The following is a 12,936-nucleotide window of genomic DNA, read 5'->3' on the forward strand; positions in this document are numbered from 1 at the left end:
CGTATTTGCTCAGAAACCGCTTTCCCGCACACCCAGCGCCATCATCCGCCGCCACACAGCGCCTAATATCGACTGCCGTTTGCCCTGCAAAACCACCACCCCGCGTAATGGTTGAGCCGGTGGTGATAGCGACTCAAGAAGACTGAGGCGCGCGCCGTATTGCGCCTGTACAGGTTCGGCACGCTGCTGAGCGTTGCGTCGCACCGCAATCTGACCTTCATGGTCAGAGGCCAACGCGTCCAGTTCAAGAAAAGAAACGCCGGCGGTGTCTACCTCATCAAGGCGAACAGACAAGGCCGGACGCGCCGGATCGTCGGCAATAAAACGACCCTCGCTGCCCGGCTCAACGCGCCATAGGCTTTCCTCGGCCACATAGCCACGTAAACGCAAGCCTGGGGCAACAACCCGGGCCAACGTCTCGCCAGTGTAGAGCCAGCGCCCAACCGCCAGATCCGCTTGCAGATCACGCACCTGACCCGCAAAGGGCGCACGCAGCAGCAAGCGCTCTCGCTGGGCCAGCAGGCCACGGTATTGAGCCACCGCTTCCGCCAACTGTTCTTCAAGTATTCCCGCTTCAGCGACCGTTTCACTGCGTACTGCTTGACGCCGCAGTTGCAACTGTAGGCTGTCGATCTCACGACGAACAATGCTTTGCTGCGCGTCCAGATCAGGCGACTCCAACTGCACCAGCAGCGCGCCTTGCTCTACCGTATCGCCGTCCCTCACCTGAACCGCCTTGACCCGTGCCGCGATAGGCACATGCAGCGTGCCAATACGCGAAGCTTCCAGCATCGCCGGCACGTCCACCGCATTGCGCCAGGGCACAATCAACGCCAGCAGCACCAGCGCCAGCGCCGAGCCGGCGAGCAGCACCTTGTGCGGACTAGCCTGGTCACGCCGCAGCCACCACTCGCCGAACTCCTTCCAGATCGGCAGGCCAATGAACCAAACCAACTCCACCAGCATCAGGAAGATACCCAGCACCTTGAAGAACAGGTGGTACACCGCCAGCGCGATGCCGAAGAACAGCACCGCGCGCCAGATCCAGGCGCCGTAGCCCCAGACTAACAGGCGCCGGCGCATGGCCTCGGGCCAAGGCTCGGGCGCCGGCTCGCCATAGCCAAACAGTGCTTCGCGCAGGCGCCAGCGGCACAGGGCGAAGGCACGGCTTTGCAGGTTCTCCACTTCCCAAAGGTCGCTGAGTAGGAAATAGCCGTCGAAACGCATGAAAGGATTGAGATTGATAGCAAGGGTGGTAATCCAGGTAGCGCTGGAAAGCATGAAGGCCGCCGTACGCGCCGGCCCGTCCGGCAGCAGCGACCAAGCCAGCAGCGCCAGCACCGCCAGCACCAATTCAGCGAACACCCCACCGGCACCGATCAGCAGGCGCGAGCGGCGGTCCTGCACCCGCCAGGCGTCGCTGACGTCGGTGTAGAACATCGGCAGCAGCACCATGAAAGCCAGCCCCATGCTCTGCACCCGGCAGCCAGCACGCTTGGCCATGAAGGCGTGGCCGAACTCGTGGCAAAGCTTGGCGAAGGTCAGTGCGATGCCAAAGGCCAGGGCACCACCCAGGCTGAAGATATGCGGAAAGGTGGCCAGGTAGCGTTCCCAATCACGCGCCACCAGGAACAACCCCAGCAGCAGCAACATCGGCAGGGCACGACGCAACAGCCAGGGCCCATTGCGCTCCAGAACCGGCCAGGCGCGGTTAAGAAAGCGGTCCGGCCGCCACAGCGGGATGCGAAAGAACAGGTACTGGTGCAACACCTGCTGCCACAGGCTGTGGCGCGCGCTGGCGCGTTTGAGGTTGTAGCTGGCGCGCTGCTCCGGGTCGACGGCGGCGATCAGGTCGTGCCCTCGCAGAAAGTGCACCATCTGTTCCAGCTCACCCGCCCCCAGGGGCGCGCCCGGCTCGGCGTTGGCCGCTGCCAGTACCTCGTGAGGGTCACCCAGGGACCAGTGACGCAGCAACCGCACGGCAGCAGCGCCGAGCTTGAAGTAGCGGCCGCGCAGCGGGTCGGCCAGAGTCCACTGGAGAGCGCCTTCACGGGTTGGTGCTGCGCTGGACAGCTGCAGGTCGGAGCGCAGGGCCGGCAGCATCACAGCCCCAGCCCCTGGCGCAGCGCCGCCAGGGGCCGGCGCAACAGGTAATAGGCCAGCGGGGCACGGGCGCCGAACAGTTTGGCAGTGCCGCGCAGACCGATGCGCGGCGCGGCCTCGACAAAGGTGGCATCGAGGCGGTAAGCCAACTGCCCGGCGGCGGTGGCCTGGGCCTCATAGGCGGCCCTCTCCAGACGTGCGTCGTAGCGATTAAGCGGGTCGCTGTCGAGAAAAAGCGCCACCTCAGCCCCCGCCCCTAGGGCGATCGCATCACCCACCGGCAATTCGATGCGCAGTTCGGCCTGAGCCGGGTCGGCGATCTGCATCAGCCGCTCACCGGTCTGCACTGGCTTGCCGGTCAGGCGCTCGGCATCAGCGAATACGGCAATGCCGGCACGCTCGGCACGCACGTCGCTACGGGCCAGCAACTGCTTGGCATAGTCACGTTCAGCGCGCTTCTGCTCCGCGCGGGCGGCCAGCAGGTCGATGCGGGCACTGGACTCAGCATCGGCGAAAGCACGCTGGCTGCTGGCCTTCAACTCGGCCTCAGCCACATCCAGGGCACGCTCGGCGACGTCGGCCTGAGCCTTGAGGGTGGTGGCATCGAAGCGCACCAACAGGTCACCGACAGCAACGCTTTGGTTGGGTTTGACGAGAAACTCGGCGATCACCCCGTCCAGCGGTGCGGCCACCACGCGACCGCCCTGGGGGACCACTTCGGCGGGTGCCAGCACCGACTGGCGCACCGGTAGCAGCAGCAACAGAGCGAGCGCCGCCAACACCACGAGAATCTTCCTCCGCGGCCATCGCAGGCGCCACGGCTTGCGTGGTTGCAGAGCCAGCCACGCGTGCTCGTATGTGCCGCCGAGCTGCACCAGCAGAGCCTGCTCGGCCTCGCTCCAAAGCGTGTCACGGGCGATCCACAGGCCGCCGAAAACGGCGCCCTGGCGGTCCTTCAGAGGCAGCCAGAAAACATTGGGCGCGGACAACGCCTGCCACTCCTCGCGGCTGCTCTCGCCCAGACTGGCTGGGTCGACAATACCGGACTGACCCAACAGGCCGGCGGCCAGACGCTGACTTGCCGCCCATTCAACGAAGGCGACGAAGGGAGCGTTGGGCTCCACCACGCTAATACCGGTAAGAGCGCGGACCTTGCCGGCGACCAGAAGCGCTGCGTGCCGGTAGCCGAACAGGCCCTGGCCGTCGTTGGCCATGGCGAAAGCCAGTTGCTCAGTCGTACCAGCCTGTCGGGCCTGGGCCTGGAGACCGAGAAATACCGCAAAGACACGCTCGGCAAAGCCGGGTACAGGTGCGTTCATCGCGCCTCCGGAAAGCGCGCGCTGCCGCTCATGCCCGCCACCAGGCCGGTGGCGTCCTCGGGCAGGCCGCCGATCAGCAGCAGCGTCTGACTGCCTTCATCGATGCGCGCCCCTAGGCGCTTGATCACCGCGTTGAGCGGCTTGCCAGTCTCGTCGGGGATAAATTTGAAGGGCTGGCCCGGCTTGAGGGTACCGATCCAGCGCGATGGCACCAGCAAGTGGATTTCCAGAGTGCGATTATCCACCACCTCCAGCAGCGGGTCGCCGCCAGCTACACTCTCGTGGGGCTGCACACGGCGGTTGACCACCTCACCGTCGAAGGGGGCCTTCACCTGGCAGCGCTGCACGTGTACCTGATAGACCTGCGCCTCCGCCTGGGCCTGGGCCTGACGGGCCTGCGCCAAGGCTACTTCGAAACGCCCCACGGAGTTGAGGGCGGCTAACTGCTGCTTGTTCTTCAGTTCCTCGCGGGCAGCAAGGCTGGCCGCGTTCGAGGCGTTGAGTTGAGCCTGATAAGCGCTGCAATCGAAGCGAACCAATACATCGCCCTTGGCGAAGCGCTGAGCTTCAGCAAACGGCATTTCAATGATGCGTCCAGCTAGTTCGCTGGACAACACAGCCTGGTCACGGGCTTTTAACACCCCTCGAATCTGACGCGCCTCGGAATAGCTTTCCGGCTCACTGAGAGGATCAAGCAAATAGTCCTGAGCAAAAAGACACTGACTGTACAGCGCGGCGATTAAACCAAAGGCATAGCCGGGAACGTGATACCGCATGGTACATCCTTGTTTATTGGGGCCGCAGGGCAAAGCACAGAACTCCCCCAAGCAGAGGAAGTGCTACATCCATATAATGCCAAAAACCGTTCTTCGCGTGCTCAAAAAGGCATGCATGGAGGCCGACCGAGCAAGCGACCTCGAAAGCCGTTAAATTAATTTAGGACTCTAAAGTCAGCCGCTACTGAAAACAGGGAGACGTCGGCATGATCAGCCACAGCTCACGCCGCGCTCAAAACTTACATCGCCAAGCACTCAGCATTACCCGTGAGGACCGCGAACGCCTCAATGGCCATCAATGCAAGGTCATCTGGTTCACCGGACTATCAGGCTCGGGAAAATCTACCATTGCCAACACCTTGGAGAAAGAACTCCACGCACAGGGCAAACGCACCTATATCCTCGATGGCGATAACGTTCGCCAAGGCTTGAACAAGGACCTAGGGTTTACCGATGCCGACCGGGTGGAAAATATTCGACGCGTGGCAGAAGTAGCCAAACTGATGATGGATGCCGGACTGATCGTGATGGCCGCGTTTATCAGTCCCTTTGGAGCAGAGCGCCAGATGGCTCGGGAGTTAATCGGGGAAGATAACTTTATCGAAGTATTTGTCGATACGCCCCTGGCCGTGTGCGAGCAGCGAGACCCCAAAGGACTTTATAAAAAAGCTAGAAGCGGACAATTGCCAAACATGACGGGTATCAGCAGCCCCTATGAGCCCCCGGCGCAGCCTGACTTAGTGATCAACTCAACTATCATCAGCGCAGAAGATGCAGTGGCACAAATCAACCTTTATCTTGCAGGCGGACACACATAACGTATCTGGCCGGAAAACTGTGTGATGACGATGATGCCGTTCCAGTGACCTATCATCCCGGGCACCTATTTGTGGTGAGAGTGCCCGCCATAGTGAGGCGCCTGATGAACACACAACAGTGATTGCTGGCTAAATCGGGAGATGTAACGCAGCACTCCCCCTAGGACTTAAAATCCTACGTTCCACTCAGACAAAAACGCCGGCCAATCGAGTGCCTCTCGGCTTTCTCGCTGCTGCCACGATGGCTATCCAGTCGCCGACCTCGCGCTGAAGCCAGCGGCTGGCTCGATCTATCTTCAATTGTTTCGGGAAGTCACCCTCTCGAATAAAAATGTAGATAGTCTTACGACCCCGTCCGACCTTGCGGCTAACTGCATCGTGAATCGCCCCTGACTCCCTAGACACCTTAGACTGACTGCTTCTGGCCGACAGCAGCCCTACGACCTAATCATCCCGCGTCAGCACTTCCAGTAGCTCAATCTCAAAGATCAGATTGGAGTGCGGTTTGATATGCGCGCCGAACTGGCGTTCGCCGTAGCCCAGGTGCGACGGTACGAAGAGTTTGCGCTTGCCGCCGACTTTCATGCCCATCAGACCCTGGTCCCAGCCCTTGATCACGCGACCGGTACCGATCACGCACTGGAAGGCTTTGCCGCGATCATAGGAGGAGTCGAACTTGCTGCCATCTTCAAGAAAACCGTTGTACTGGGTGGTGATCAGCGCACCTTTGACCACTTCCCTGCCGTCACCCAGTTGAATATCTTCGATCACCAATTCGTTGCTCATCACTCACCTCTTCTAGCCCCCACCGACCTGCGGCAGGGTTGTTGAATATTACTCGCCAGCCGGCTCCAGCACCGCCAGCAACTCGGATAGCCGCGCCTCCAGTTGCGCCAGCTCGGTGGCGGCGATCGGCGCCAGCAGTCGCGCTTCATTCGCCACATGCGCGGTCACCGCGCGGTCGATCAGTTCCAGCCCAGCCGGGGTCAGCTGCACCAGCATGCTGCGCGCGTCGCTGGGGTTGGCTATACGACTGACCCAGCCTGCGGCTTCCAGTTGCTGCAGCTGCCGGGTCATGGTGCCGGAGGTGACCATCAGGGTCGAGAACAGCGTCGTCGGGGCCAGGCGGTAGGGTTCGCCGGAACGGCGCAAGGTGGCCAGCACGTCGAATTCCCAGGCGGTCAGGCCAAAGCTGCTGAACAGTTTGTCCAGTTCACGCCGCAACAGCGCCGCGCAGCGCCCCAGCCGACCGATAACGCCCATCGGGCTGACATCCAGGTCCGGCCGCTCGCGGTGCCACTGCTGAAGAATTGCATCGACCGCATCCATCTGTCGCTGGACTGCCATTGGCTTACCTCTGGAAATTTATCTTGAACTCAAGACAAGTTGCTAATAGCCTCGCATTTTATCTTGAATGCGAGACAAATGCATGGACCGCTCAGCATCGCGTAGCACCTGGATGGATGTGTTGATCACCGCTCTGGCGCCTGCCATCTGGGGCTCGACCTATATCGTCACCACCGAGATTCTGCCGCCGGACCGGCCGTTTACCGCCGCGCTGCTGCGCGCCCTGCCCGCCGGTCTGTTGTTGGTGCTGTACAGCCGCTACCTACCCTGGCGCAGCGAGTGGCCACGCCTGCTGGTGCTGGCAGCGCTGAATATCGGCTTCTTCCAGGCGTTGTTGTTTGTCGCCGCGTATCGCTTGCCGGGTGGCTTGGCCGCGGTGGTCGGAGCGATTCAACCGCTGCTGGTGATGGGCTTGGTGTGGTCGATGGATCAGCAGCGTCCGGCCTCTGTGGCGGTTGCTGCCAGTGTGGTGGGTATCGCCGGGATGGCTGCATTGCTGCTGGCACCGGGGGCGAGTTGGGACCCGATCGGGATTGCCGCCGCCTTTGTCGGCACCGCCTGTATGGCCAGCGGCACTTACCTGACGCGACGCTGGCGGCCGACTGTGCCGCTGCTGGCGTTTACCGGCTGGCAGTTGCTGATTGGCGGTTTGCTCCTGCTGCCGGTGGCCTGGCTGATCGACCCACCGCTGCCGCCACTCAGCCCAGTGCAGTGGCTGGGCTACGCCTACCTGTCGTTGTTCGGCGCGCTGCTGGCTTATGTGTTGTGGTTTCGCGGTATCGCTCGCCTCGCACCGGTGGCGGTGTCGTCCCTGGGCCTGCTTAGCCCGCTGGTGGCGGTGCTGCTGGGCTGGGCATTGCTCGGGCAGAGCATCACCGGTGTGGCGCTGCTGGGGCTGATCGCGGTACTGGGCAGCATCCTGGCGGTGCAATGGGCCGCAGCGGCCAAGCCGGCAGTTGCCGCGCCACATGTTAAAGTCGCACGCTGCACAACCCCGACGGCCCAAGGCGACAACTAGCGATTATGCAAACCCCGGCATTTACTGGCGAACTGGAAGACTGGAACACCCTGAACAGCAGCATCGGCTTCCCCGAGCTGCTGATCGGCAATGGCGCGAGCCTGGCGGTATGGCGCAAGTTCGCCTACTTCTCGTTGTTCGATGAAGCCCAGACCACCCGTAATCGCCCGCTTAGCGCGACCGAGCTCAGCGTGTTCCGCGCCCTGGATACCAGCAACTTCGAACAGGTGCTCAGCGCGCTGAAGAACAGCATCCGGGTCAATGCCGCTCTGACCATCAACTCCTCGTCGCCGCGCCATCGCTACTTCGCCATCAAGGAAGCGCTGATCCACGCCGTGCGTTCGGTGCATATTCCCTGGAGCCAGATGCAGGCCGCTAGCCTGGCGCGGATCAACACTGCGCTTAGCCAATTCCAAACGGTGTATTCCGGCAATTACGACCTGCTCAACTACTGGGCCGCGATGCAAGCGCCGGACGCGTTTGAAGATATGTTCAGGGGTGCGGATTCAACCTTCGCCCCCGGCGACTGCCAGCGCCAGGGCAACGCCACGCGCATGCTCTACCTGCACGGCGGCATGCACCTGGTGAAGAACATCGATGGCAGCACGCGCATTCTCAATTCATCGGAAAGCACCTTGCTGGCCAGTTTCGCCATCAACCAGCTGGGCGATATTCCGCTGTTCGTCAACGAAGGCAGCAGCGCGGACAAGCTCAAGGCTATTCGCAGCAGCGACTATCTATCGTTCTGCTACAGCCAGCTGGCGCAACCCAAGGACAAGCTGTGCATCTTCGGCCACAGCCTGGCTGCGCAGGATCAGCACCTTATCCAGGCCTTGCAGCAGGCCGGATTGAAAACCCTGGCGATCTCGATCTACCCGCACAACCCGCTGTTTATCACGCAGCAGAAGCAGCACTACGCGAGCCTGTTCGCCGAGCAGCAGGTGGAGCTGCGCTTCTTCGATGCAATCAGCCACCCGCTGGGTGACCCTGCGCTGCGCATCCCCACTGGCGTTTAAACCTGGATCGAACGCACCAGACTTAGCTCAGCCGGCGCACGGCGCTGGCTGAGGTAGCGGGTGCAACTGACGCGCAGGAACGAAGCGAAATTCACCACTTCACCGCGGTAGTCCATGACCTCGTCATACAGCTTGGTAATCAGCTGATTGGTGGTCATGCCATCGACTTCGGCGATTTCGCGCAGGATGTCCCAGAACTGGTTTTCCAGGCGCAGGGTGGTGACCACACCACGAATGCGCAGCGAGCGGGCACGGGATTCGTAAAGAATCGGATCGGCTTTGACATACAGCTCGCACATGGCGGCTCACCTCCCTGAATGTTGGGGCCTAACTGGCCCCAGCAGTTTACAGCGTGATCTGCGTACCCAGCAGGCCGAGGAACGCCGCCAGCCAGTTGGGATGCGCCGGCCAGGCCGGCGCGGTGACCAGGTTGCCCTGCACATGGGCCTGGTCTACGGCGATATCCATATAGCGCCCGCCGGCCAGGGTGACTTCCGGGCCACAGGCCGGGTAAGCGCTGCACTCGCGACCTTTAAGCACGCCAGCAGCGGCGAGTAACTGCGCGCCATGACAGACCGCCGCAATCGGTTTGCCGGCCTTATCGAAGGCCTGTACCAGCGCCAGCACCTGAGCATTCAGGCGCAGGTACTCAGGGGCGCGGCCACCGGGGATCAGCAGGGCGTCGTAGTGTTCGGCTTTGACCTGGTCGAAGTCGAAGTTAAGGGCAAAGTTATGCCCCGGCTTCTCGCTGTAGGTCTGCTCGCCTTCAAAATCGTGGATGGCGGTGCGTACGCTCTGCCCGGCGGTCTTGTCCGGGCACACCGCGTGCACCTGATGACCGACCATCAGCAGTGCCTGAAACGGCACCATCACTTCGTAGTCTTCGACGTAGTCGCCGACCAGCATGAGAATCTTCTTCGCTGCCATGTGCCTGCTCCCTTCAATGAATTGAGAAGCACAGAGTGTTATCCCGATCCGTCAGGCGCGGGTAATAACCCGGTACTACAGGGCAAAAAGCGAATTAGCGAGAATATGGAGCAAGGCAGGTTGTGGCTGGGCTTCAGCAAGAAGCCCAGCGCGGTGGCCGGATTATTCCAGCACCTCTTCATCACGCAGCAGCACATAGGTGCAGCCGGTGTCGTCTTCCAGATAATCGTGCACATAGAACATGACGACTTCCCCCAACCCCGGCTGGGCGGCCACGTAGTCACCGATGTCCACGGTGAAATGGCTGCTTGAGCCCGGTTTGGCTTCACACTCGATGCGTGCATTGACGAACAGCTCAGGCGCGCTTTCACCGAAATAATCTTCACGTTCTGCCGCATCCCAATCGGCCGGGGCTTCGAACGGGCCACAGAACAGCACCTTGGCATCACCCAGATCCACTTCCTCGGCGTCCGGGTCCTGATCATCGGCGCGGTAGACCGTGCAGTCCTGCGCTTCAGGGTTTTCCAGGATGGCCAGACGGGCCGCCAGTTGTTGCTCAGTATCCATAGGGGGCATAACTATCTCCGAGCGTTTGGCGATTAAGGTCAGGGCTGATCAACTTACCGTCATTCGGCAAGTCAGGCTTTGCAGGCTATGAGCTGTGGTGGCTGCAACGCAAGCAATGAAATGCCTGCGACCGTCTCACGGCTGAATATTGTGTGACTTAATTTAGCGTTAAGACTGGCGGCAGACACTCACACCCAAGTTCTCAGATGAGGTTCCGGTTATGGAGCTGCCTTGGGTGTATCACAACACTGCACTTGCACAGATCGGCCGCGAGCAGCCGCTCAGCCTTTTCCTGGCCAACGCCGACAGCCCGCGCCGAGCAGGAATTGAGGCGTTTATTGGCGAGCGCTTTGCCGCTCAACATCAGGCGCGCATCCGTCACTTCATGCCCTGCCTGCTCAGCCTGGAAGACAGCAGCGGTCAGTTGCTCGGTGCGGTGGGCCTGCGCAGTGCCGCCAGTGGGCCGCTGTTTCTGGAACGCTACCTTGAGCAACCGGCGGAGCACGTTATTGCCGCACGCCAGGTGGCCAATGCACCGCAGCGGGCGCAACTGGTCGAGGTCGGCAACCTGGCGGCGGGCAGCCCAGGCGCCGCGCGCTTACTGATCGTGGCCCTGACCGACCTGCTGGTGGCGCTGGGTTATCGCTGGGTGACCTTCACCGGCACCCTGGCCCTGCTCAACAGTTTTCAGCGCCTGGGCCTAACGCCCGTACCGCTGGGCCCGGCCAATCCGGATTGCGTGGGCGATGAGCTGGCGGACTGGGGCAGCTACTACGACAACCAACCGCACGTGATGGCTGGCGACATCTACGCCGGCCATCAGCGTTTGCTGCAGTTGGGTGCTTACCCACGCCTGGCTCATCAAGCCTTTTATGCCCTGGAGGACATGCCTGATGTGGCCTGCCGCTGAATCCCTGTTTAACCGCCTGGCCGCCTTTGGCGAGGCGATTGCCTTGCGCGAAGGTGAGCAACAGTTGAGCTACGCCCAGCTGCTGAGCGAGATCGCACAGCGCAGCGTATACCTGCAGCACCTCGGCGCCCGACGTGTCGCCCTGGCGCTGGATAACGGAATCGACTGGGTGCTATGGGACCTGGCCACTCTGCATGCAGGGCTGGTCTGCGTGCCACTGCCAGGTTTCTTTTCCAGCGGCCAGCAGGTGCATGTCCTCGACAGCGCGGGCATCGACTGCCTGATCGGCCCGGCCAGCCCGCTTTTCAGCGCACTGGGTTTCAACGCAAGCGCAGCGGCGAATGCAACAACCGCTACCACCACTGTGCTGCAACGCCCGCGGATGCAGGTCAGCGCGTTGCCGGTCGGCACCTGCAAAATCACCTACACCTCCGGCACCACCGGGCAACCCAAGGGGGTGTGCCTGGATATCGCCACGCAACTGGCGGTGGCGCAGAGCCTGGTGCAGGCCAGCGCCAGCTGCGCGGTCGAACGCCACCTGTGTGTCCTGCCGCTGGCCACCCTGCTGGAGAACATTGCCGGGGTCTATGCCCCTCTGCTGGCCGGCGCACGGATTGAATTGATGCCGATGGCGCAGATCGGTCTGCTCGGTGCCAGCCAGTTCGATCTGCCGCGCTTTCTCGGCGCCCTGGCTCAGGCGCAGCCCAATAGCCTGATCCTGCTGCCGCAACTGCTGCTGGCGCTGGTCAGCGCCGGTGAAAATCGCCTACCCCTGCCGAGCAGCCTGCGTTTTATCGCCGTCGGCGGTGGCCGCGTCGCCAGCCAATTGCTGCAACGTGCTGACGCCCTGGGGCTGCCAGTGTTCGAGGGCTACGGCCTGTCCGAGTGCGCCTCAGTGGTGTGCCTGAACACCCCGGAAAACCGCCGTATCGGCACCGTCGGCCTACCGTTGCCACACCTGCAGGTACGCCTGGCTAAAGACGGCGAGGTGATGGTCCAAGGCCCACGCCTGCTTGGTTACCTGGGCGAACCATGCCCTGACGAGGAGTGGCTGGGCACCGGTGATCTGGGCCATTTCGACGGGCCGTTCCTGGTGCTGCACGGGCGCAAGAAACACCAGTTCATCACCGCCTTTGGCCGCAACGTCAACCCGGAATGGGTCGAGGCCGAGTTAGTCCAGCAACTGCCAATCGCCCAGGCCTGGCTGCATGGCGAAGCACTGCCCGGCAACGTTGCCGTGCTGGTGCCGCGCTTCCCGAATACCCCTGACAGCCAATTGGCCGAAGCCGTGGCGACGGCCAACCAGGCCCTGCCCGACTACGCCCGCGTGCACCACTGGCTGCGCGCCGAACAACCTTTCAGCAGTGCCAATGCGCTGGCCACCAGCAATGGCCGCCTGCGGCGTACAGCCCTGCTTAACCACTACCAGCACGCCATCGAGCAATTGATGGCCACCGAATCCTGCTATGGAGATGCCTGATGAGCTTCTACGAATCCCTGCTTGAACACACCAGCGCTGAGCGCAATTACCTGCTCAGTGCGCCGATCATTGCCCAGGCCATGGCTGGCACCGTCAGCCTGAACAGCTACGTGGCCTTTCTCACAGAGGCCTATCACCACGTCAAACACACCGTGCCCTTGCTGATGGCCTGCGGCGCGCGTTTGCCAGAACGGCTGGAGTGGTTGCGCGAAGCTATCGGCGAATACATCGAGGAAGAAACGGGCCACCAGGAATGGGTGCTCAACGACATCGCCGTGTGTGGTGCAGACAAAGAAGCGGTGCGCCACGGCACGCCCAAGCTGCCGACCGAGCTGATGGTCAGCTACGTCTACGACCGCATCGCGCGGCACAACCCGGTGAGTTTCTTCGGCATGGTCAATGTGCTGGAAGGTACCAGCATTGCCTTGGCTACCCAGGTGGCCGGAGTGATTCAGGACAAGCTGCAACTGCCGAACAAGGCCTTCAGCTACCTGAGTTCCCACGGCAGCCTGGACCTGGAACATATCGAATTCTTCAAAAAACTGATGAATCAGCTCGACAACGACGACGACAAAGCTGCCGTGGTGCACACCGCCAAAGTGGTCTATCGCCTCTACGGCGATATGTTCCGCAGCTTGCCGCTGAGCGCCTGAGG

At 61.9% G+C, this 12,936-nt stretch carries 14 protein-coding genes and 1 pseudogene; 6 read left to right on the top strand and 9 right to left on the bottom strand.

Annotated features, from left to right (window positions below; translation table 11 throughout):
- Nucleotides 1-9 precede the first annotated feature (9 nt).
- Genes HCI85_RS12875 through HCI85_RS12885 form a run of 3 tightly spaced genes read right to left on the bottom strand, consistent with a single transcriptional unit; the run spans nt 10 to nt 4,198 of the window.
- Nucleotides 10-2,106, bottom strand: coding sequence for an efflux RND transporter periplasmic adaptor subunit (locus HCI85_RS12875; protein ID WP_176600635.1), 2,097 nt, complete (start codon nt 2,104-2,106; stop codon nt 10-12).
- Nucleotides 2,103-3,422 (bottom strand): efflux RND transporter periplasmic adaptor subunit, encoded by a 1,320-nt coding sequence (locus tag HCI85_RS12880; protein WP_167145011.1) that lies wholly within the window; start codon nt 3,420-3,422, stop codon nt 2,103-2,105. Before HCI85_RS12880 ends, HCI85_RS12875 begins: the two co-directional genes overlap by 4 nt.
- Complete coding sequence (locus HCI85_RS12885) at nt 3,419-4,198, bottom strand: efflux RND transporter periplasmic adaptor subunit (protein ID WP_167145013.1); 780 nt, start codon at nt 4,196-4,198, stop codon at nt 3,419-3,421. The genes HCI85_RS12880 and HCI85_RS12885 overlap by 4 nt, the downstream gene beginning before the upstream one ends.
- Before the next feature lie 203 nt (nt 4,199-4,401).
- On the opposite strand from HCI85_RS12885, the pseudogene cysC reads away from it, so the two are divergent.
- Nucleotides 4,402-5,016, top strand: a pseudogene (cysC, locus tag HCI85_RS12890) (adenylyl-sulfate kinase); the annotation flags it as partial.
- 186 nt (nt 5,017-5,202) lie between these two features.
- On the opposite strand, the gene HCI85_RS12895 reads toward cysC, so the two are convergent.
- From HCI85_RS12895 to HCI85_RS12905, 3 genes are read right to left on the bottom strand one after another with little or no spacing between them, the layout of a single operon-like run.
- A complete protein-coding gene (locus HCI85_RS12895; RefSeq protein WP_167145015.1) occupies nt 5,203-5,421 on the bottom strand; it encodes a helix-turn-helix transcriptional regulator in 219 nt (72 codons plus the stop codon).
- Nucleotides 5,422-5,460: 39 nt separating this feature from the next.
- Entirely contained in the window at nt 5,461-5,802 is a 342-nt protein-coding gene (locus HCI85_RS12900) for an FKBP-type peptidyl-prolyl cis-trans isomerase (RefSeq protein ID WP_167145017.1), read from the bottom strand.
- A gap of 48 nt (nt 5,803-5,850) precedes the next feature.
- Nucleotides 5,851-6,363 (bottom strand): MarR family winged helix-turn-helix transcriptional regulator, encoded by a 513-nt coding sequence (locus tag HCI85_RS12905; RefSeq protein WP_160088768.1) that lies wholly within the window; start codon nt 6,361-6,363, stop codon nt 5,851-5,853.
- Between the two features lie 82 nt (nt 6,364-6,445).
- On the opposite strand from HCI85_RS12905, the gene HCI85_RS12910 reads away from it, so the two are divergent.
- On the top strand, nt 6,446-7,381 hold the full coding sequence (locus HCI85_RS12910) for an EamA family transporter (protein WP_167145019.1): 936 nt from the start codon (nt 6,446-6,448) through the stop codon (nt 7,379-7,381).
- Nucleotides 7,382-7,386: 5 nt separating this feature from the next.
- Complete coding sequence (locus tag HCI85_RS12915) at nt 7,387-8,397, top strand: DUF4917 family protein (RefSeq protein WP_167145021.1); 1,011 nt, start codon at nt 7,387-7,389, stop codon at nt 8,395-8,397.
- Here HCI85_RS12915 and HCI85_RS12920 read toward each other — a convergent pair.
- From HCI85_RS12920 to HCI85_RS12930, 3 genes are all read right to left on the bottom strand, one after another.
- Nucleotides 8,394-8,696, bottom strand: a complete 303-nt coding sequence (locus HCI85_RS12920) for a ribbon-helix-helix domain-containing protein (protein WP_167145024.1) — start codon at nt 8,694-8,696, stop codon at nt 8,394-8,396. The genes HCI85_RS12915 and HCI85_RS12920 overlap by 4 nt on opposite strands.
- Before the next feature lie 46 nt (nt 8,697-8,742).
- The gene (locus HCI85_RS12925; RefSeq protein WP_167145026.1) at nt 8,743-9,324 is read right to left on the bottom strand and encodes a DJ-1/PfpI family protein; all 582 of its coding nucleotides are present in this window, start codon (nt 9,322-9,324) and stop codon (nt 8,743-8,745) included.
- Nucleotides 9,325-9,486: 162 nt separating this feature from the next.
- A complete protein-coding gene (locus tag HCI85_RS12930; protein WP_167145028.1) occupies nt 9,487-9,900 on the bottom strand; it encodes a hypothetical protein in 414 nt (137 codons plus the stop codon).
- A gap of 211 nt (nt 9,901-10,111) precedes the next feature.
- Here HCI85_RS12930 and HCI85_RS12935 point away from each other — a divergent pair, with 211 nt between their 5' ends.
- Genes HCI85_RS12935 through HCI85_RS12945 form a run of 3 tightly spaced genes read left to right on the top strand, consistent with a single transcriptional unit; the run spans nt 10,112 to nt 12,934 of the window.
- On the top strand, nt 10,112-10,801 hold the full coding sequence (locus HCI85_RS12935) for a thermostable hemolysin (protein ID WP_167145030.1): 690 nt from the start codon (nt 10,112-10,114) through the stop codon (nt 10,799-10,801).
- On the top strand, nt 10,785-12,281 hold the full coding sequence (locus HCI85_RS12940) for an AMP-binding protein (protein WP_167145032.1): 1,497 nt from the start codon (nt 10,785-10,787) through the stop codon (nt 12,279-12,281). Before HCI85_RS12935 ends, HCI85_RS12940 begins: the two co-directional genes overlap by 17 nt.
- Entirely contained in the window at nt 12,281-12,934 is a 654-nt protein-coding gene (locus tag HCI85_RS12945; protein ID WP_090255284.1) for a TenA family transcriptional regulator, read from the top strand. Before HCI85_RS12940 ends, HCI85_RS12945 begins: the two co-directional genes overlap by 1 nt.
- The last annotated feature ends 2 nt before the right edge of the window (nt 12,935-12,936 follow it).

Source organism: Pseudomonas sp. OTU750018 (assembly GCF_011636575.1).
In the GTDB taxonomy this organism is placed as follows: domain Bacteria; phylum Pseudomonadota; class Gammaproteobacteria; order Pseudomonadales; family Pseudomonadaceae; genus Aquipseudomonas; species Aquipseudomonas peli.